This is a genomic window from Cyclobacterium sediminis (assembly GCF_054781075.1).
The window spans coordinates 255,879-275,174 of record NZ_BAAGVC010000003.1 but is presented as its reverse complement, the minus strand read 5'-3'; the positions used below and the strand labels follow the sequence as shown (position 1 = coordinate 275,174).

Genomic DNA, 19,296 nt, shown 5'->3' with positions numbered 1-19,296 from the left:
GCGGGAAACAAAAAATAAAAAGTGCTGTTTTTTTATTTTTTTGGAATTTTAATTTTTCTTTCCACGATTTGAAAATTGAGGTTTGTTTTCCAATTTTAATTGTCTTTGCTTTGCTCTTTTAATGAAGATAAAAATTTATATGCTATGGTGAAAATAGCTTTGATTAGTGATACGCACAGTAGCCTTCCTGAAAATGCTATCAAATCTTTGGAAAAAGTAGACGAAATTTGGCATGCAGGGGATGTTGGAGATCCTGAGGTCTTGGAAAAATTGCCTGGAAAGCCACTTTTAAGGGCTGTTTTTGGGAATATAGATGACCCAAACCTTCAGAGAGAACTACCAGAAGAAATGTTTTTTATAAGTGGGGGAGTGAAAGTGTTTATGATACATATCGGTGGGAAACCACCTAGATATGCCAAAGGCGTGAAAGCTAAAATAAAAAAATACCAACCCCATTTGTTTGTATGTGGACATTCACATATATGTAAGGTGGTGCAAGACCAAGAATTGGGTGTGTTGTATATGAATCCAGGAGCTATAGGCAATCACGGATTTCATCAAATCAAAACCATGTTGACTTTTGAATTGGATCAAACTGTCAAAAATCTTAAGGTAATTGAATTTGGAAAAAGAGGAAGGATATAAAAAAACCCGATGTTTTTCGGGCTTCTTTATCTCTTTATTTGCTTGAAGAAAATTCTTTCTTAATTTCTTCTACATCTACATTTTTGAGGACAGGCTGAGCACTCAATAATTTGATTTTTTGTACCCTTGCATTCTGTGCCTGTCTTTTTCTTCTTAATTTTCTTTTTAAAGTAGTAACAGCCATTGTATTGTTTGTTTTTTGTTCTCGCTTGAAATGAAGGGCAAAGGTAAGTAAAATATTAATTAAATACAGAAATTAATTAAAGAAGTTGGGTTTTCCCCTCAAATTGCCCTGATAATATCCTCCAATATACTTTTTAATTTTTTAACTTTGGCCAAAATTCCAGAGGATGAGCAAACAAAAACCAGGAATACCTAAAGGTATGCGCGATTTTGGCCCCAATGAAATGGCCCGAAGAAACTATATATTTAATACCATACAAGCTACATTCAAATTATTTGGGTACCAGCAGTTGGAAACACCAACCATGGAAAACCTAAGTACCTTGACAGGCAAGTACGGGGATGAAGGGGACCAACTTTTGTTTAAAGTACTTAACAGTGGAGCTTTTTTAAAAAAGATAGATACAGAGACCTTTAATTCTGGGGAAAGCAAGGTGTTGCCAAAGATTTCAGAGAAAGGTTTGCGATATGACCTTACCGTACCCTTTGCAAGGTATGTGGTTATGAACCAAAATGAAATAACTTATCCCTTTAAGCGTTTTCAAATGCAGCCGGTATGGAGAGCTGACAGGCCTCAAAAAGGACGGTATAGGGAATTCTACCAATGTGATGCGGATGTGGTGGGTACTGATAGCCTTATATGTGAAACAGAAATCCTTTGCATGATCAAAAGGGTTTTTTTAGATTTTAAGCTTACAGATTATGACATCAAGATCAACAATAGAAAGATTCTTACCGGGATTGCTGAGGTGATTGGTGCCTCTGGAAAAGAGGCTGACTTATGCGTGGCCATTGATAAATTGGATAAAATAGGCTGGGAAAAGGTGAAAGTGGAATTGATAGAGCGAGACTTTTCTGAAGATGCCATTAAAAAATTATCACCGATCTTATCACAAAATGAGTATAACAATGCTGGTTGGTTGCTGTTTTTGAAAAATTATCTTGCAGAAAGTGAGATAGGTTTAAAAGGGATAAATGAGCTTGAAGAGGTGTTTTCTTATTTAGCTAAAATGGGAGAAAACCAAAACCATGTGGTTTTTGATCCTGTATTAGCCAGAGGGCTGTCTTATTATACCGGAGCGATATTTGAAGTGAAGGTCAATGGAGTTAGCATTGGATCCGTAAGTGGGGGAGGTAGATATGATGATCTTACCGGAGTTTTCGGCCTGAAAGGTGTCTCAGGTGTAGGTTTCTCCTTTGGAGTGGACAGGCTATATGATGTGCTCGAAGAGTTGGATCTTTTTCCTGATGATGAAGTGGAGCGAACACAAATAATGTTAGCCTATTTTGGTGAGAAAGAAAAAGAGGCCTGTTTAGGCATCCTGACGGCTTTGAGAAAAGAAGGGATTGCTGCTGAAATTTATCCTGATTTGGTGAAAATTAAAAAGCAGTTTAACTATGCAGGGAAAAAGGGGATTCCCTATGTTGGAGTATTGGGATCTGATGAATTGGAGAATAATACCATCAGCTTAAAAGACATGGCGAGTGGTGAGCAAGAAAGCCTAAGTCTCAATGAAATTGTTAAAAAAATTAAGAACGCTCAATAGACTGCTTACAATTAAAAGAAATCCTTTCCATCATTTTGATAGAGAAAGGTTTGTCATTAATAAGGAGATTTAAGTTATTATAAAAAAGGGAATTAATTAATATAGAAATAAAAAGGGAAGCATATGTTTGACATGATGAATATAATGAATAAGGTGAAGGAGGCTCAAGCCAAAATCAAGACCACCCAAGCTGAATTGGTACATTTGCAGGCTGAAGGTGAAGTGGGAGCCGGCATGGTTAAAGTGATTGTAAATGGTGAAAGGAGAGTGTTGGACATTGAAATTGATTCTACTTTGGTCAATGAAAAAGACAAAGATATGATGAAAGACCTTATTGTTGGGGCTACCAATAAGGCACTGGAAAATATAGATGTAAAAATCAAAGAAAAAATGAGTGCTGCAACTGCAGGTATGATGCCTAATATTCCGGGCATGGATTTTGGAAGCATGATGTAATGAAGGAGGCTGCTATTGTTATTTTAAATTACAATGGAGAAGCCATGCTGCGGAAGTATTTACCTCAGGTAAAAAGCAATAGTATTTATGATATTATTGTCGTAGATAATGGAAGCAATGATGCCTCCATTTCTTATCTTCAAAAAGAATTTCCTGAAATCAGGTTAATTTTACTTAGTGAAAACCACGGATACAGCAAAGGGTATAACCTGGGTTTAGCGCATTTAAAAGATACTTATTCTTATTATTTACTCCTCAACTCAGATGTGGAAGTTACAGGCGGATGGGATCAAACGCTTGTGGGTTATCTATTACAGAATCCGAAAGTGGCAGCCTGTCAACCCAAAGTGCTTTCTCTGGTCAAAAAAGGTTACTTTGACTATGCAGGTGCTGCAGGTGGCTTTTTAGATCAACTAGGCTATCCATTTTGTCGGGGAAGAATCCTTCATTTGCTGGAAGAGGATAAAGGGCAATACAATGATTCAATCGAATTAGACTGGGCCTCAGGGGCTTGTTTTTGTGTCAAATCATCAATTTTCCATGATTTTGGAGGTTTTAATCCGTTTTATTTTTCTCATATGGAGGAAATAGATTTGTGTTGGAGGATGAGAAATGAAGGGTATAAAATCCATCATTGTGGAGCAACCAAGGTGTATCACCTCGGTGGAGGTACTTTGTCTCAGGTAAACCCCTTGAAAACTTACCTTAATTTTAGAAATAGCCTTTATATGCTCAAAGGTAATTTGGAGCTGGATGGTTTTCTAAAAGTTTTCCTTTTGCGAATGATTCTGGATGTCGGGGCTTTAATGCATTTGCTGTTTACCAGGGGAGTATCCCATAGTTGGGCCATAGTAAGAGCCTATTGGGACTTCCTTACAAAAAGTGATGCATTGAAGAGTGGTCAATATAAAAAGGTAAAGCATCATAAATCAGCAAAGCCTCTTGCGGTTTACTCCATCATATGGTCTTATTATCTGAAAGGAAATAAAAAATACTCCGATCTGAATTAATCAAATAAAGCCGGGTTATTCATTCTCCTTAAATAAGTTCTTATTTTCATTAGCATCCCAAGCGTTACATACAGAATGATTGGGGATCCTAGGGTAATAAAAGAACTGTAGATAAAAAACAATCGAATGCTGTCGATAGGGAAATGAAGTTTTTCTCCTAATTTTGAGCAAACCCCGAAGGCTCGTTCTTGGAAGAATAGTTTTATATTTTCCATGTTAATGACCATTTTAGAGTTCTAAGAATTATAATTAAAGCAACTTATTGATAATAAATTGGTTAACCTATGAATATGGTAAAAAAATACATTGCCTTTTTTATCCTTTGTATGACAATTGCAAGTTATTCTTGTAATGTTGTACAAGTTAAAAAAAAAGCAGATAACCAAAAAATTTATTTAGACCCAAATAAATTAGAGCGTTTGGGTGATTCAGTAAGGTTTGATTTAACTGTTGTCCTTCCAAATGCCATGCTTTTAAGCAATGAAACCTATGCTTTATCTCCATATTTCAAGTATGATAAAGAAACGTATTTTTTTGAAAAAAAGTTAAAGGTAAAAGGGGATACACTTGATGTTTATTCAAGTGTGAAACTGACCGAAAGCTTTAGCATGCCTTTCGTCAAAGGAATGGAAAGCGGCAACTTGTATGCCAAAGGAGAGGTTTCAAATAATCAAGGGGCCAGCCAGTATGAAACCCAAGAAGTCCTTGTTTCAACAGGTATTATTACCACTGCCGCGCTATCCCAAATAGGACAGTACCGCGGTCAAGAACAGTATCCTGTATTGGGCTTATGGGTAGAGCCCTATCAAAAAGAGACCGTAGGCATGCTTTTTGAAAACAGTTTGTAAGATTTAAGAGATGCTTTTTCCTCTTACAGTGGAATACCATTTACCGCCAAGTTACCTTTTCTAAAGGTATTGGAAGGCCCGGGAGACTGGACCTATAAATTAAAGAAATTACAAGCCTTGCCCTCTTTTAATAAAGTTCAACGGGAGGTCTTGAATCCCTTCGTCCAAAAGGCAATTATGGCTCCCCGTAACGTTGAAAGCATTGCTGATCTTGAGCTGTCAATTTTGAGTAGAAGCATTCGCAAGGGGAGGGTTCCTGCAGATACCTTGTCTGAAAATGATTATATTCGGGCACTGGAAATGGAGCCGGGATGGAATGAGAAAGAAGAGATTCTAAGGGCCATGGTAGAAGTTTATCCAAGTGCCTTTTCCTTTAATAATCTAGGGGTAGTCTTTGCCAATAAGGCAAATAGAACCAGCAATACCAAGGATAAAAACCAGTTGCTGGAAAATGCGCTTTTTGCATTCAACCGGTCCAATGCTATTTTTGAGAATTCTTTTGCGGTTTATAATCTAGGAATTGTGTTTTGGTTATGGGAAGACAGATTTAGTGCCTACAATAGTTTTTATAGAGCTTATACCCTTACTGAGTTTGATGAAATCAAAAAAGTCCACCAAGCTGCTTTGGGTGCCGTTTCAATATTCAATGGAGATTATAGATTGGCTGTAATCCATTTGAACGATGCCGAAAAAAGCCCGGTCAATCTTTTTAATCAGGGACTAGCGAATGTTTTGTCGGGAGATTATTACAATGCTACGATACAATTTGAAAATAGTGCCATACAAAATATGAGCAATGGCTTTCCTTTTTATGGCCTAGCAATAATTGCTGCAAGAAATGGAGAGGAAACCAAGCTTTATGAAAACCTTAAAAAAGCCATTAGCCGAAACGAATTCTTAAAAGACCGGGCTGCAGCTGACTTTGAATTTGCTGCTTACCATGATAAAGAAGGATTCAAAGAAGTGCTTAGGTGAAAAGAAAAACATTAAAATGAAACAGATTGTTGGTGTAGACATTGGAGGATCGCATATTAGTGCAGGGCTTTTGGATAATCAAAGTTCCAGTATCTTGGATGAGAAGATTGCTAGAAATCCTGTGGATTCTTTAGGTACTATGGAAGAAATCTTAAATGCTTGGACGGACTGTATATCCTCTTTGAAAATCAAAAAGGAGGCTTACTTAGGCATTGCCATGCCGGCCCCATTCGATTATGATCAAGGTATATCCTTGATTTTAGATCAGGGGAAATACAGGGCTCTTTATCAGGTCAATCTAAAAGAAGCCCTTTCTGATAGACTAAACCTTCCCCTAAAAAATATCGCCTTTATTAACGATGCTGCAGCTTTCTTACAAGGAGAGGCTTTTGTAGCAGGCTGGCCCCAACAGGAAAAACTAATGGGAATCACTTTAGGTACCGGACTTGGAGGTTCCTATAAATTTGGTGATAAAGCTGAAGACGGTGCATTTTGGTCAGTTCCTTTTAAAGGGGGTATTGCAGAGGATTTAATTAGTACTTCGTTTTTTGTAAGGTGGGCAAAGAAAGCATTCGGTATTAAAGTGGATGGCCTGAAAGCCCTGCTGGCCATGCCGGAGATGAGACCTTCCACACTAAATGTTCTCAAAGAGTTTGGCCAAAATTTGGCAGAACTAATGCTTTTGCAAATGGAAGGAAAAGCAATTGATAAAGTTGTTATCGGAGGGAATATGGTCAAAGCCGGAGATTTGTTTTTGCCAGAAGTGAAACGGGTTTTGAATGCCAATAATGCCTATCCGGAAATTTTCATTAGCAAATTGGGAGAAAAAGCAGCCATGATAGGGGCCGCAAGTTTGTTTGAGAAAAAACAATAAAAAATCATTATCTTTTGAGCGTAATTTAGAAGAGCAATTTTTAATACTTTGTTTAATTATAGAATAGAATGAAAATAGAGAAAGATTTATCTAAAGCAGCTATTTTTAAAACAGTTGAAGGTTGGTTAGCAGCCGACGGGTTTCAGATTATAAACCAAGATGAAACCAGACCATGGGGTGGTTTTTTTGTCATCGATGAAGATCAAATCAGCAAGTTCAAGGAAAAGTTTTTTCCTGAAGTAAGCTTGTCACCTGAGCAATTGAAAAATAAATTAAGCCCTAAAATATTACTCGTTGGACCCGGGAAAAGATTATCTTGGCAATACCACCACAGAAGGGCAGAGATATGGAAGTTGGTAGAGGGTGAAGGTGGATTGATAACAAGCGAAAACGATACCGAAGGAGCGTTAGAAGAGATGGTTATAGGTGAAGTGCAACGCCTGAAGCAAGGTGAAAGACACAGGTTAGTAGGCTTAAACAACTGGGGAGTAGTGGCTGAAATATGGATGCATACTGATCCAGAAAACCCTTCAGATGAGGAAGATATTGTGCGTGTGCAAGACGACTTTTCCAGAAAATAAGAAGTAAATGGATTAGTAAAGTTTTAACCATGGTCAGAGATCCTAACTTGGATGATTATTAGAAGTAGATCTCATAAAAATGAAATTTGAATAAGCCATTTCGGATCCTGAGCAAAGGGACTGAATGGCTTTTTTACCTTCAGGGACCTTAATGGACTGAAATAAATCCATGTCAAGATTCTGTTATTGGATCAGGTAATAATTTTTATCAGCTGAGGTATGTTTTCCCCAGGTCTTTTAAACTGCTTCTAGAAAAGACGAAATGAGGATCCATTGGCTTAGTTTTTCTTCCTTTATAAACTTGACCTGTATTATAATAAGTGTCTTTACTTTTGCTTTTTTGATATGCTTGATAGAAATTAAGGGCCGAAAACAGTTGTTTTCAAGATAAAGGCTACGGCATTAAGTACTTTATCCTATATTTTGTAGCCTATTATTTAATTTGCATAGTAAACCCATAATAAACTTAGCCTGGATTTAAGGTTGGCCGAAATAGGCAAAGCCAGGTACTTAATTGATGCTTTGGTTTGATCCAATTTTTCCGAGGGCTAGTGAAAATGCATTCATAACTAGAAACTTGATAACTGGTTATTTCTACCAGCCAATAGTAGATAAAGGAGGCTTTGAATCAGATCGTATAGTCTTTTTTAGAAGATACACACAACTAAAAATATCAACAATACTATGACAAATACATTGGACTCCATTAGGCCCTCCACCAGGTATCAATCTTTGGATGTTTTACGAGGACTGACCTTGGCCTTGATGGTGATTGTAAATACACCCGGAGATGGCAGTACCAGTTTTGGTCCTTTAACCCACGCTGATTGGCATGGATTGACACTTACAGATTTGGTTTTTCCTTCATTTTTGTTTGTTGTGGGCAATGCCATGAGCTTTAGTCTCGGTAAATTCAAACAAAAGGGAAGCAATGCGTATTTTGCCAAGGTGTTAAAAAGAACGGTCTTAATCTTTATAATTGGTCTAATTTTAACAGCTTTTCCTTTCTTCAGGATCAACGACAGTGGAATGGTACCCTTTGATTTTGCGAGCATTAGAATCTTAGGTGTATTGCAGCGAATAGCCTTGTGTTATGGGCTTGCAGCTACCTTGATCTACTTCTTGAGTCCGAAAAAGATTTTAATTACTAGTGTTCTTGTCTTGCTTTCCTATTGGTTGGTTATGTTTCTTTTTGGCATTCCGGGTATGGATCCTTTTTCACTTGAAGGCAATGCAAGCGGGCGTTTGGATCTATGGCTTTTTTCTCCGGATAATTTGTATACGATGAATGGGGTACCTTTTGACCCGGAAGGTCTGTTAAGTACCTTTCCTGCAATGGTGAACGTCTTGTTAGGTTATTGGGTAGGTCTGCAGATTCAAAGAAGAGGAGGAGACCTCGAGACTGTACTTTGGTTGGCCATGTTTTCGGTAATTTTACTAGTTGTAGGTTACCTTTGGGATTATGGTTTCCCTATAAATAAGAAGATCTGGACAAGTTCTTTTACTCTCGTTACTGTCGGCTATTCCACACTAACCTTGGCGGTGTTAATGTTTGTTTTGGAGGTGCGGTCGATCAAAGGTTGGGCATATTTTTTTGAAGTCTTTGGCAAAAACCCCTTGGCCTTGTACATCCTATCCGGTGTCTTGGTGAGAACCTTGGGAATGATAAGGATTGAAGGTCAATCCGTACGAAATCTGGCCTATAAAAATCTATTTGAACCGGTTTTCCCTGAAGGTTGGGCCAGTTTATTGTTCTCCATTTCTTTTATGCTCATCATATGGCTGATTGGTTGGTGGATGGACAAGAACCGCTGGTATGTGAAGGTTTAGGTGATTTTATTAGCTCTAACTGGTCCAAGTTTAGCGAAGCGTAACTTAGGCCAGACATGGGGAAAGTTTTCAACTTTTCTTGAGCTGGGTATAGGTTGCTATCATAGCTAAAATTTAAGCAGAATATTCCTTGTTAATGATTGGGCTAAAGCCCCAGATTCGTGAAAACTACCGACATCCCCCAGCTAAAGCTAGGGGCTATTAAAAAAATGGTTTCATTATTTCAATTTCTGAATTCCACCCGAACCCATTGTTCAAAAAAAACAATTCAATAGGAATGGGCTTTAGCCCATTTATAAGATTGCATCGTAGAACCTGGCTTTAGCCAAAACATAGAGGACAGTAGGAGTTTTTAATATATCCCTTTCTCAAAGGGCTAAGGAGTTCTATTTGTTGAACGACACGTGCAAATGATTCGGCTAAAGCTCCAAAAAGGCGGCTAATTTACCATCCCCCAGCTAAAGCTGGGGGTTATTGAAAATAGGATTTCTTATACCTTTCCAAGAATCTAATCTGAACTCATTTCTCAAAGAAAACCATTCAATAGGAATGGGCTTTAGCCCATTTATAGATTAACAATGTAGCAGGTGGCTTTAGCCGAAATTTAGAGTTAAGAAGGTTCTTTTAATAATCTACCTTTCCATATAGATAGTTCTATTTGTTGATCCTTAGGTTGACTTCGACTACGCTCAGACACCGGACTACAATACCGTTGGCTTCGACAGGCTCAGCCAGCGGTGGTGAATAATTGAGATAAAAAAGTTTACAGATAAGTGTTCCTACCAAAAAACGTAGCTATTTAAATATGCGTCTTTTACCTTTCCAATGCCTCTCGGTCCCAGTTTGAGGTATTGGCTGCTGCTTCATAGGTCGTATTTAGAAAATCAAGTAGCATTTTGTCGGGGTCCGAGGCCGATTGAACATCTTCATACTTCAAGAAAAACTCACCCATTTCCGGGCTGTAAAATGCCTGTTCGGGCAATACCTTTTGCTTGGCATAAGCTTCATCTCCTGGATAAGCATACGCGTAATAAACAGGTATGGGGGAGTCTTTTGATCCCGGCCAAAAACCGGCACTACTTACCTCATGAGAATAGGCCTCCTGCATGACTTCCAATGGCATATTCGGAACTCCACCCTGATGTAATGGGGCGGTTCTTCCAGAAAATCGCGTTACAGCCAAATCAAAGGCACCCCAAAAAAGGTGTACTGGGCTGGATTTACCAATAAACCCACTTCGGAATTTATTGAATACACCATTTGACTTGAGCATGGCTTTCCAAAGTAGGTTGGCAGCATGTGGATTGTAAGGACTGATTGCCGTATTTGAGGTAAAGGGTATGGCCGGATCCATTTCGTTGGGTCGACCATGGATTTTGACATTTACCCCTATTTTAGCCAATTTCTCAAAGAGTTTGTGATAAAAATCAGCAACCGTACTTGTTGCTAAAGGGATATGTTGTGTCGGTGCATTGGCACATTTGATTTGTAGTTGGTGGTGTATAAAATCCAGCTCCAATTCAAAGGTGCCACCTTCAAAACAAATAGCATTGGTGGTATAACCTGCGGGAGAAATGTATAGGGTACAATGCCAAGAGTGATTTAACCAAGGCATGGCCTTTAAACGGATCTTTCCAATTATTTGAAGCCATTGATGCATGGTTTCAACAGTTTCCTGCATTGTTGCAAAATCTAATATCGGCCATTCAGTTGATAGGTGCTTACTCATGATTTTCAGGGTTAAATTGTTAGGGTAGGGAACAGCAATGATTCAATAGTTGTCATTTATTATAACAAAGTTGTCAACTAGAATTCAAAATACGGAAAATAAAAAACAATTCCATATTCTGTTTTTATCGATAACCTTTTGAATTTCAGTTCTCCCGGTATTAGAAATGATTGATTTTACAACCTAAGTTCATTGTATAATTCGGAATAATAAAAAATATCTTGATTGTATTTTTCAGGAACATTGCTGGTTATTAAAATGTGGTTTACTGTGTTGGAAAAATTTATTTATCCATAAATTGATGAGGTTTTATGATATAATACCAGTAAAATAGAATATATTATAAGTTTTTTTGTTTAATAAGCCATATTTTTATACATCCGAATAAATACTTCGATTTAAAAATCTTAATAAAATGGAAAACTTTTCTAGTTCAAATCAAAGTAGCAAAGGCCAATGCATTTCCATTTATTTTGTTTGCATTTCCTTGCTGTTAATGGATAGTACTCAGCTTAAGGCGATGGTTTTGAAAGTGAATTTAAGAAATGATTCCACGGGTCTGGAACAAATCGATACGATAAAAAAGACACCTAACTTTATTATCATATTCTGCGACAACTTGGGTTATGGGGACATTGAGCCTTTTGGCTCAAAAGTTATCCGTACTCCGGAATTAAATCGAATGGCCAAAGAAGGACGAAAATTTACTAATTTTTTGGTTACTGCTGGGGTTTGTACACCTTCCAGGGCTTCCATTATGACAGGTTGTTACGCTCAGCGGGTAGGCATGCATGTCAATCCCAGAGATGGTTTAGTATTAAGACCTATTTCACCTTATGGATTAAATCCTGAAGAAGTAACAATAGCCGAAGTACTAAAAAGTATTGGTTACAAAACAGGAATTATAGGGAAATGGCATTTAGGAGACCAACCTGAATTTTTGCCCACCAACCAGGGCTTTGATTATTTTTACGGGATACCCTATAGTGATGACATGACCCGAGAGGTAGGCTTGCGATTGGGGAAAAAGTTTAACGGTGAGAATTGGCCTCCATTGCCTGTGATGGAGAATGAGAAAGTAGTAATGGGAGGTGTTGATAGAAATTTACTGACAAAAGATTATACCGAGAAGGCTTTGGAATTCATAACTGAAAACCAAAATGAACCATTTTTTCTTTATTTGCCTCAGGCAATGCCCGGGAGCACGGCCACGCCTTTTGCTAGCGAGGCTTTCAAAGGGAAAAGTAAAGGAGGACCATGGGGCGACAGTGTGGAGGAGCTGGATTGGTCGGTGGGCCAAATAATGGATAAGTTAGCCGAGTTGGGTATAGAAGAAAATACCATGTTGGTTTTTACTTCAGACAATGGTGCACCAATGACTGAGGATCCAACAAGCATTATTAGGGGGACGAACCTTCCTTTGCAAGGACGTGGATACACAACCGCTGAGGGAGCCTTTAGAGTGCCTACAATTTTTTGGTGGCCGGGTACCATTCCTGAGGGAACGGTTAGTGAGGAAATGGCTACAACAATGGACTTTTTACCCACTTTTGCCCATCTGTCGCGGGCAGAGATTCCTCAGGATAGAATTATTGATGGAAAGAATATTCTTCCATTAATCTTAGGAAACAAAGGTGCCAAAACACCCCACGAGGTTTTTTACTATTATTATATGGATCAACTTCAAGCCATAAGATCTGGGGATTGGAAGTTATTTTTACCCTTAAAAGAATTTGTTCAACATCCTTACTTTAAAACCGGAGAAGAAAATAAACCCATTCTTATCGATGTGGTTAATGACGTTACCTCTTCAAAAAACCTGGCTATCGAAAACCCTGAGGTAGTAGATAGATTGACCGAATTGGCAGCCTTTGCCAAATATAATTTGGGCGATCGTAATAGGACAGGAGCTAACCAACGAAGGCCGGGAAGAATTACTAATCCGCTTCCAGTTATAATGAAGTGATTTGTCTAGGATCAATTCTAATTTCTTTTTAACGTAAAAGACACCTTCCTCTTTTTTGAATGTCACTTATACCAAAACAATTCTGTTGGAGCTTTTTCTATTCATTATGGATTTTTAGCAGGACTTGAAAACCACCGAGATGAGATGGTTTTAGGTATAGAAATTTTTTCTACGCAATTTATTGAATTACACTAATCGTTTATAGACCATTTTAATTGGGCGCTACATTTTTTTAAACCTAGAGTAGGTCTTTTTCAAAAATTCAGTTTTGAATTTGTCTTTCAGGAGAAATAGGTAATCTACTTTTGGTGTGTTGAAATCCAAGATTATTGGTTTGATTGTAAAATGCAAATTAATATAGTTTTGTTTGTAAATGAATTTTTATGGATTCTTTTGTAAATAAATATTAGAAGATGCATTAAAATTAAATCGAATAGTAACCATTCTATAAAATAGTACCTTAGATCTAGTAAAAAGTATTGGATTATCCTTTAGGGAATAATTAAATTTGGTATATAGATTATCGTAGTTCCAGTAGATGTCGCTTTTACTACAGATGATAAAATAATAATAAAAAAGCCGGAACTCATCCTACTGAGCTCCGGCGGTTAATTGATCCTATCCATTTATATCAATTCGCAATCTGAAAATGAATAGGAAATGCAGAAAAACTAAGTTTAATCCACGACCACTAAAGTATGAAAAAATTAATTTACAGGCCACTTACGAGATTATTAAGTTTCTTGTTTTTGGGGATCATGGCACCACTAATTTTTAATGGTCCCGGCTATGCCTCAGAAAGGGAAGGGGCATTAGCTAGTAAGTTCGAGAATCATATTAATAACGTGACATATGTTATTAATATAACAGGGAAGATTACTTCCCAGACTGATGGAATTGGTTTACCGGGAGTGAATATTCTGGTGAAAGGTACCTCTACAGGCACTGTCACAGATGTAGATGGTAATTATAAAATTACCGTACAAGATGAGGCAGAATCCTTAATCTTTTCGTCCATAGGGTTCATTACTCAAGAAGTTCCAATTCTGGGCAGAAGCCTTATTAATATTGCCTTGGAGGAGGATCTTCAAGGCTTGGATGAAGTGGTTGTAGTTGGATATGGTAGCAAGAAAAAAGTGAATTTAACTGGTTCAGTAGCCACAGTAACTAACGAAGCCTTAGAGAAACGGGCTGTTCCTAAATCATCCCTTGCTTTACAAGGGCAGATGAGTGGGATTTCAGTCAGGCAAAATTCGGGTAATCCCGGAAAAAATAGTGCATCTCTATTAATAAGAGGGCAAGGTACTTTTAGCTCAGCTGGAAATAGCCCTTTGGTTTTGGTCGACATGATTGAATCCTCCCTGGATGATGTAGACCCCAATGATATAGAAAGTATTTCCGTTTTAAAGGATGCTGCTTCTGCTGCAATATTTGGTTCCAAAGCTGCAAATGGTGTCGTTCTAATAGAAACCAAAAAAGGCAAATCAGGCACGCCAGTTTTTAGGTACAATGCCTATGTAAGTAGTCAGTCTCCTACGATGATTCCAGAGATGCTGAATTCATGGGAGTATGGAATGGCAGTAAATGAAAATACTCAAAACTTAGGTCAGCAGAGAAGGTATACTGATGATGAGATTGAATTGTTCAGGTCTGGCAATGATCCGGATTATCCCAATTTTGATCATATCGGACATTTATTTGGCTCAGGCCAAGGAACAGAAACCAAGCATGACTTATCTGTAAGTGGTGGTACTGCCGAAACCCAATACATGTTTTCTTTAGGTTATTATGACCAACAAGGGATCATAGCCAAGACTGACGCTGACCGGATTAACTTACGGCTTAATCTTGACAGCAAGCTCAATGATAAATTAAGCATTAGTGTCAAATTAGCAGGTAATAAAGCCAATTATAATGAACCTTCTGGGCCCTATGGAAGTGGAGGTATTGGAGGTATCATAGGAGGTGCCATGAGAAATTCCAATGCTATTCCAGGCTTTACTGCAGATGGGTTGTATGGAAGAAATGAAACTTCCCATCCTGAAGCAGACTTAAACAGTCAATCTTTCGTCTCCGGGGAGGAATCAAATATCTATACCAATGGAAGTATGATCTGGCAGATAACCAATGACCTGAAAATTACCGGACAGGCTGGATATACACAAGGTCATACCGAGAATAAAACCTTTATCGCGACCTACCCAATTACCTCAACTTATGGCATCCAGAGGAATAGTTTACGGACAAGTTGGAATCAAAGTACCGCATTGACCCTTCAGGCTTTTCTTGAATATACTAAAGTTATTGATGACCATTCCTTTCAGGTCCTTTTGGGACGGTCTGCTCAAGCCTACAGCTCCAAATATTTGGGTGCTTTTAGAGACGATTTCCCTAACAATCAAATCTACGAAATTGATGCTGGAGCAACGGTACGTGCTACCAACACTGGAGGAGCGGCAAGGAATACATTGTCTTCCTATTTTGGAAGGTTAAATTATGACTTTCAGGATAAATATCTGCTCGAGGCTAATTTCCGTTACGATGGGTCTTCAAGGTTTCCGGAAGAAAGTAGATGGGGATTGTTTCCTTCCTTTTCCGCTGGATGGAGGGTTGCCCAGGAAGAATTTTTTCAAAATGCCTTTCCTTGGGTAGCAGATTTCAAAGTTAGAGGTTCATGGGGGAAATTGGGTAACCAATCCATAGCCAATTACCCTTATCAAGACCTTATAGCCCTAGGGCAAAATTATCCCTTCGGAGGGTCACTATCTGCAGGGGGTGCAGTGACAACCATTGCAAACAAGCAAATTACCTGGGAGACAACCACCATGACCAATGTAGGTTTGGATTTGGCCTTGTTTGAAAATAGGCTTTCTTTTTCTGGAGAATATTTTATAAAGACAACCAATGATATTCTTTATCCTGTGTCAGTTTCCAGGTTATTGGGAGCCACTCCTTCGGAATCCAATGCAGCAAAAGTTGAGAATAAAGGTTGGGATTTTGATTTAAGTTATAGGAATTCTATTGGTGATTTCACCTTTGGAGCCTCTGCCATTTTCTCTGTGGTTAAAAATAAGGTATTAGAAATAGCCAACCTAGAGAGAGATATATCTAGAGGATTGTTTCTAGGTTATCCCATTGGGAGTAGGTATGGTTTTATGAGTGATGGGTTATTTGTAAGTGAGGCAGATGTTTCAAGTTATGCTACCCAACCTTTCTCCAATTTGGCCATTCCAGGAGGAATAAAATACAAAGACATCAGTGGACCGGATGGCGTGCCAGATGGTGTGGTCAATGCTACCTATGACAGAAGTGTAATAGGAAAACCTTTGCCATTAAGCACTTATGCGCTTATTCTGAATGGGGATTATAAGAATTTTGATTTTAATGTAATGTTTCAAGGTGAAGGAGGAAGAGATGCCTTTGTTACCCTTGGCCAATTCTTCTTCCCATTGGAAAACAACAGTAATGTACAAAGGGATTTCTACGAAAACCGATGGACGCAGGAAAACCCCGATCCCAATGCGGCTTACCCTACTATTATTGCTACCGCCTCGGGTTTTTACAATTCCAATCCGGTTGATTTCTGGAACCGAGATGCAACTTTCGTGAGGTTGAAAAATGTACAGCTGGGCTATACCTTACCTGAAGGTCTTATAGGGTCCACTTTCCTTGACAATGTGCGCTTTTATGTCACCGGAGAAAATCTTTTCACGATCACCAAATTTTATAAAGGTTGGGATCCTGAAATGCAGACAGGAGGAGCAGATTGGTTTTACCCCCTTATCAGGTCTTATGTGGTGGGTGTTAATGTAAGGTTTTAACTATAGATATTCAGATTATGAAAAGATATAAAAAATTAGGCTTGGTAAGTGTTTTGTCGATGCTGGCCTTATTCAGTCAAAGTGGTTGTCAGGATTGGTTAGATGAACAGCCTTTGGTTCAACTATCAGAAGGTAGTTTTTGGAACAGCCAAAGTGATGCCATGCTTGCGCTCACAGGTATTTACAATGGAAGTAATGTAGGCAATAATTCATACAATAATGAATTGCTGATTTTGTCCAGTGCCACAGATGATTCTAGCTATAAATTTGGTTCAGTTGGTAACATTTACAGTGGTTACCTAAGAGCAGCCGACAGCCAGGTAGTATTGGCTATATGGCAAAGGGCTTACAGGACGATTTTCAAGGCCAATTATTTTCTAGAGAATATTGGGCAGGTTGATATGGATCAAAACCTAAAGGCAGAATGGATCGCTGAAGCAAAATTTTTAAGGGCCTATGAATATTTTTACATGTCTATTCTCTACGGTGGAGTGCCATTAATTACAAATGTGATGACCATTGAGGAAGCCAATACCCAAACCCGAAACTCAAAGGCTGAAGTGGTAGATTTCGCCATACAGGAACTTACTGCTGCCGCGGCAGATCTCCCTGCCAGCAGACCGGAAAATGAAAAAGGCAGAATAGTCAAAGCCGCTCCACTCGGTATCAAAGGGAGGTTGCTGATGATTGATGAAAAATGGGCTGAGGCAATGGCTACCTATGAGGAGATTATTGATTTAGAGGTCCATGAAATAGACCCCAGGTACAAGACAATATTTGAAGAGGCAGGAGAAGGAAGTAGTGAAATAATACTTTCCACTAATTGTATCGCAGGGCTGTATGGGAATACGCACAACCAAAGAAATCATCACCCTGAATTTTATGGTGGCTATTCAGAAGTAAACCCTTACCAAGGAATGGTGGATGCATTCTTGATGACAGACGGTCTCCCTATAGAAGAGTCTCCTTTGTTTGATCCTGAAAATCCTTTTGATAACAGGGATCCGAGGCTTTATGCTAGTATTTTTCTTCCCGAATATACAGAATTTCGGGGGAGATTGTTTTTGTCACATCCGGATAATGCAGGAAACAATATTGCTGCTTTGCCGGGAGCGACAGGCTATGGCTGGAAGAAATATGTGACCGAGGACTATGCTGGTGATTTTGGTAATTCAGGAGATGACATCATTCTATTAAGGTATGCTGAGGTGCTATTAAGTTACCTGGAAGCCAAAATAGAAAATGGTGATGGGATAAGCCAAGACCTTCTAGACCTTACGATTAATCAAATCAGAGGAAGAGAAGCGGTAAGTATGCCAATAGTGACGGAGACTGATCCAGCAGCGCTTAGGGAAATTTTGAGAAGAGAGAGAAGGGTAGAGTTTTGTATTGAAAGAACCATTAGGTACATGGATATCAGAAGGTGGGGAATATTTGAAGAGGTAATGAACAAGCAGTTTTATGGAATGAAGCTAACAGATGATCCGGCCAACTATTCGGATTACGCTGTGGAAACTTCTGGGCCTATGAGTGGACACTATAAAGTAATCAATAAAACAGGAAGCATAACAGCAGACATGGCCCTGATCCCGATTCCATTATCAGAAATTGATATCAATTCGGCATTGGAACAAAATCCAGGTTACTAAAACTGTTTTCTTTAAAATAAACAATAACCACTGCAACAAATGAGAGAGGGATATATGCTTGATTTCATCACAGGAAATCAGGCAATATCCGCTCTCAATAGGAGGAGAATAGAAACTAAAACGATAATTAATAATCAAAATGGTCGATAAAAGAATAGTGCGTAGAAATTTTGTGAAAGAACTGTCTTTTGGAGGGCTTGGGTTGAGTTTATTGGGACAGCCAATGTTCTCAATTGCGAAAAACCTACCCAAAGAGGACTTAAAGGTAGGCTTGGTGGGCCTTTCGGTACACAGTGCCGCATTTTCAAAAATTCTTAACGACCCAAATAAGAAGAGTGATCTTAATGGTTGCAAGATGGTAGCCCTTTACCATCCACCAGGAAACCCCGATGTTGATTTCACACCTGAACAACTTAAGAGTTATCAAAAAGATGTGGAGGAGATGGGAGTTGCCATGGTTGATTCCATGGAGCAATTAATTGAGATGGTAGATGTTGTGATGATTGAAACCAATGATGGTCGTCCCCATATGAAGGAAGTCCTTCCAGCATTGAAAGCAGGAAAACCAGTTTTTGTAGATAAGCCCGTCGCCGAGGATTTACAGGGAGTGGTAGACATCTACAAAGAGGCTAAGAAGTATGGAGTGCCCATTTTTTCCTCCTCGGCCTTAAGGTACATGGAGAGTGCACAAAGTATCAATCCATCAGAAGTACTGAGCGCCCATACCTATAGCCCTGCATCATTGGAAAAAAGTCATACCGACTTGTTTTGGTATGGCATCCATGGGATAGAATACCTCTATACAGTAATGGGGCCGGGTTGTGTGGAAGTGCAGCAAGTTCAACATTCCCCAACAGAAGACCTTGTGATCGGACATTGGAAAGATGGAAGAGTGGGTGTGTTCCGAGGAATCAGAGAAGGAAAGCGTGATTTTGGGGGGACTGTTTTTAAAGAAAAGGAAATTGTGACGCTCGGGTCATTTACAGGTTACCGCTCACTTGTTGTGAAAGTTGTGGAATTTTTTCTGCAAAATAAATCTCCGGTTTCTGTAGAAGAAACCTTTGAAATCTATGCCTTTATGGAAGCGGCTCTGGAGAGTAAAAATAAAGGAGGGAAAAAAGTTAGCTTAGAAAAGGTATTAAAGAAAGCTTTAAAATAATCTATTAACTGTTTAATAAAGAG

16 protein-coding genes are annotated in these 19,296 nt (G+C 38.7%); 13 read left to right on the top strand and 3 right to left on the bottom strand.

What is annotated here, in order from left to right; all coding sequences use genetic code 11:
- Positions 1–144 precede the first annotated feature (144 nt).
- On the top strand, positions 145–645 hold the full coding sequence (locus ACYVHJ_RS03490; protein WP_339903532.1) for a metallophosphoesterase family protein: 501 nt from the start codon (positions 145–147) through the stop codon (positions 643–645).
- Between the two features lie 34 nt (positions 646–679).
- Here the strand turns inward: ACYVHJ_RS03490 and ACYVHJ_RS03485 are convergent, their stop codons facing one another.
- Positions 680–829 carry a hypothetical protein gene (locus ACYVHJ_RS03485; RefSeq protein WP_014018505.1) on the bottom strand — a complete coding sequence of 50 codons (150 nt, stop codon included), beginning with the start codon at positions 827–829 and terminating at the stop codon, positions 680–682.
- 166 nt (positions 830–995) lie between these two features.
- Between ACYVHJ_RS03485 and hisS the strand changes: the two genes are divergently transcribed.
- The 3 genes from hisS (at position 996) to ACYVHJ_RS03470 (ending at position 3,841) form a co-directional block, all read left to right on the top strand.
- Positions 996–2,375 (top strand): histidine--tRNA ligase, encoded by a 1,380-nt coding sequence (gene hisS / locus ACYVHJ_RS03480; RefSeq protein ID WP_460512597.1) that lies wholly within the window; start codon positions 996–998, stop codon positions 2,373–2,375.
- Between the two features lie 123 nt (positions 2,376–2,498).
- Positions 2,499–2,831, top strand: coding sequence for a YbaB/EbfC family nucleoid-associated protein (locus tag ACYVHJ_RS03475; protein WP_339903530.1), 333 nt, complete (start codon positions 2,499–2,501; stop codon positions 2,829–2,831).
- Positions 2,831–3,841 carry a glycosyltransferase family 2 protein gene (locus ACYVHJ_RS03470; protein ID WP_460512594.1) on the top strand — a complete coding sequence of 337 codons (1,011 nt, stop codon included), beginning with the start codon at positions 2,831–2,833 and terminating at the stop codon, positions 3,839–3,841. The genes ACYVHJ_RS03475 and ACYVHJ_RS03470 overlap by 1 nt, the downstream gene beginning before the upstream one ends.
- Here the strand turns inward: ACYVHJ_RS03470 and ACYVHJ_RS03465 are convergent.
- Positions 3,838–4,056, bottom strand: coding sequence for a PspC family transcriptional regulator (locus ACYVHJ_RS03465; RefSeq protein WP_014018501.1), 219 nt, complete (start codon positions 4,054–4,056; stop codon positions 3,838–3,840). The genes ACYVHJ_RS03470 and ACYVHJ_RS03465 overlap by 4 nt on opposite strands.
- 69 nt (positions 4,057–4,125) lie before the next feature.
- Here ACYVHJ_RS03465 and ACYVHJ_RS03460 point away from each other — a divergent pair, with 69 nt between their 5' ends.
- From ACYVHJ_RS03460 to ACYVHJ_RS03440, 5 genes are all read left to right on the top strand, one after another.
- Complete coding sequence (locus ACYVHJ_RS03460; RefSeq protein ID WP_460512593.1) at positions 4,126–4,689, top strand: hypothetical protein; 564 nt, start codon at positions 4,126–4,128, stop codon at positions 4,687–4,689.
- A gap of 177 nt (positions 4,690–4,866) precedes the next feature.
- Positions 4,867–5,664: a TPR end-of-group domain-containing protein gene (locus ACYVHJ_RS03455; protein ID WP_460512591.1), complete on the top strand. Its 798-nt coding sequence runs from the start codon at positions 4,867–4,869 to the stop codon at positions 5,662–5,664.
- Between the two features lie 16 nt (positions 5,665–5,680).
- The gene (locus tag ACYVHJ_RS03450; RefSeq protein WP_460512589.1) at positions 5,681–6,538 is read left to right on the top strand and encodes an ROK family protein; all 858 of its coding nucleotides are present in this window, start codon (positions 5,681–5,683) and stop codon (positions 6,536–6,538) included.
- A gap of 68 nt (positions 6,539–6,606) precedes the next feature.
- Positions 6,607–7,119 (top strand): cupin domain-containing protein, encoded by a 513-nt coding sequence (locus ACYVHJ_RS03445; protein WP_460512587.1) that lies wholly within the window; start codon positions 6,607–6,609, stop codon positions 7,117–7,119.
- 684 nt (positions 7,120–7,803) lie between these two features.
- Positions 7,804–8,949, top strand: a complete 1,146-nt coding sequence (locus tag ACYVHJ_RS03440) for an acyltransferase family protein (protein ID WP_460512585.1) — start codon at positions 7,804–7,806, stop codon at positions 8,947–8,949.
- Positions 8,950–9,763: 814 nt separating this feature from the next.
- Here the strand turns inward: ACYVHJ_RS03440 and ACYVHJ_RS03435 are convergent.
- Positions 9,764–10,678, bottom strand: a complete 915-nt coding sequence (locus tag ACYVHJ_RS03435) for a DUF5996 family protein (protein WP_460512583.1) — start codon at positions 10,676–10,678, stop codon at positions 9,764–9,766.
- A gap of 415 nt (positions 10,679–11,093) precedes the next feature.
- Here ACYVHJ_RS03435 and ACYVHJ_RS03430 point away from each other — a divergent pair, with 415 nt between their 5' ends.
- From ACYVHJ_RS03430 to ACYVHJ_RS03415, 4 genes are all read left to right on the top strand, one after another.
- Entirely contained in the window at positions 11,094–12,644 is a 1,551-nt protein-coding gene (locus tag ACYVHJ_RS03430) for a sulfatase family protein (protein ID WP_460512581.1), read from the top strand.
- 698 nt (positions 12,645–13,342) lie between these two features.
- Entirely contained in the window at positions 13,343–16,465 is a 3,123-nt protein-coding gene (locus tag ACYVHJ_RS03425) for a SusC/RagA family TonB-linked outer membrane protein (RefSeq protein WP_460512579.1), read from the top strand.
- Between the two features lie 17 nt (positions 16,466–16,482).
- Complete coding sequence (locus tag ACYVHJ_RS03420) at positions 16,483–18,114, top strand: RagB/SusD family nutrient uptake outer membrane protein (protein ID WP_460512575.1); 1,632 nt, start codon at positions 16,483–16,485, stop codon at positions 18,112–18,114.
- A 139-nt stretch (positions 18,115–18,253) separates the two neighbouring features.
- Positions 18,254–19,273, top strand: coding sequence for a Gfo/Idh/MocA family protein (locus ACYVHJ_RS03415; RefSeq protein WP_460512573.1), 1,020 nt, complete (start codon positions 18,254–18,256; stop codon positions 19,271–19,273).
- Positions 19,274–19,296: the final 23 nt, after the last annotated feature.

Coding starts and splice junctions, on each gene's coding strand:
- ACYVHJ_RS03490 (WP_339903532.1), top strand. CDS start 145: ATGGTGAAAATAGCTTTGATTAGTGATACGCACAGTAGCCTTCCTGAA.
- ACYVHJ_RS03485 (WP_014018505.1), bottom strand. CDS start 829: ATGGCTGTTACTACTTTAAAAAGAAAATTAAGAAGAAAAAGACAGGCA.
- hisS (WP_460512597.1), top strand. CDS start 996: ATGAGCAAACAAAAACCAGGAATACCTAAAGGTATGCGCGATTTTGGC.
- ACYVHJ_RS03475 (WP_339903530.1), top strand. CDS start 2,499: ATGTTTGACATGATGAATATAATGAATAAGGTGAAGGAGGCTCAAGCC.
- ACYVHJ_RS03470 (WP_460512594.1), top strand. CDS start 2,831: ATGAAGGAGGCTGCTATTGTTATTTTAAATTACAATGGAGAAGCCATG.
- ACYVHJ_RS03465 (WP_014018501.1), bottom strand. CDS start 4,056: ATGGAAAATATAAAACTATTCTTCCAAGAACGAGCCTTCGGGGTTTGC.
- ACYVHJ_RS03460 (WP_460512593.1), top strand. CDS start 4,126: ATGAATATGGTAAAAAAATACATTGCCTTTTTTATCCTTTGTATGACA.
- ACYVHJ_RS03455 (WP_460512591.1), top strand. CDS start 4,867: ATGGCTCCCCGTAACGTTGAAAGCATTGCTGATCTTGAGCTGTCAATT.
- ACYVHJ_RS03450 (WP_460512589.1), top strand. CDS start 5,681: ATGAAACAGATTGTTGGTGTAGACATTGGAGGATCGCATATTAGTGCA.
- ACYVHJ_RS03445 (WP_460512587.1), top strand. CDS start 6,607: ATGAAAATAGAGAAAGATTTATCTAAAGCAGCTATTTTTAAAACAGTT.
- ACYVHJ_RS03440 (WP_460512585.1), top strand. CDS start 7,804: ATGACAAATACATTGGACTCCATTAGGCCCTCCACCAGGTATCAATCT.
- ACYVHJ_RS03435 (WP_460512583.1), bottom strand. CDS start 10,678: ATGAGTAAGCACCTATCAACTGAATGGCCGATATTAGATTTTGCAACA.
- ACYVHJ_RS03430 (WP_460512581.1), top strand. CDS start 11,094: ATGGAAAACTTTTCTAGTTCAAATCAAAGTAGCAAAGGCCAATGCATT.
- ACYVHJ_RS03425 (WP_460512579.1), top strand. CDS start 13,343: ATGAAAAAATTAATTTACAGGCCACTTACGAGATTATTAAGTTTCTTG.
- ACYVHJ_RS03420 (WP_460512575.1), top strand. CDS start 16,483: ATGAAAAGATATAAAAAATTAGGCTTGGTAAGTGTTTTGTCGATGCTG.
- ACYVHJ_RS03415 (WP_460512573.1), top strand. CDS start 18,254: ATGGTCGATAAAAGAATAGTGCGTAGAAATTTTGTGAAAGAACTGTCT.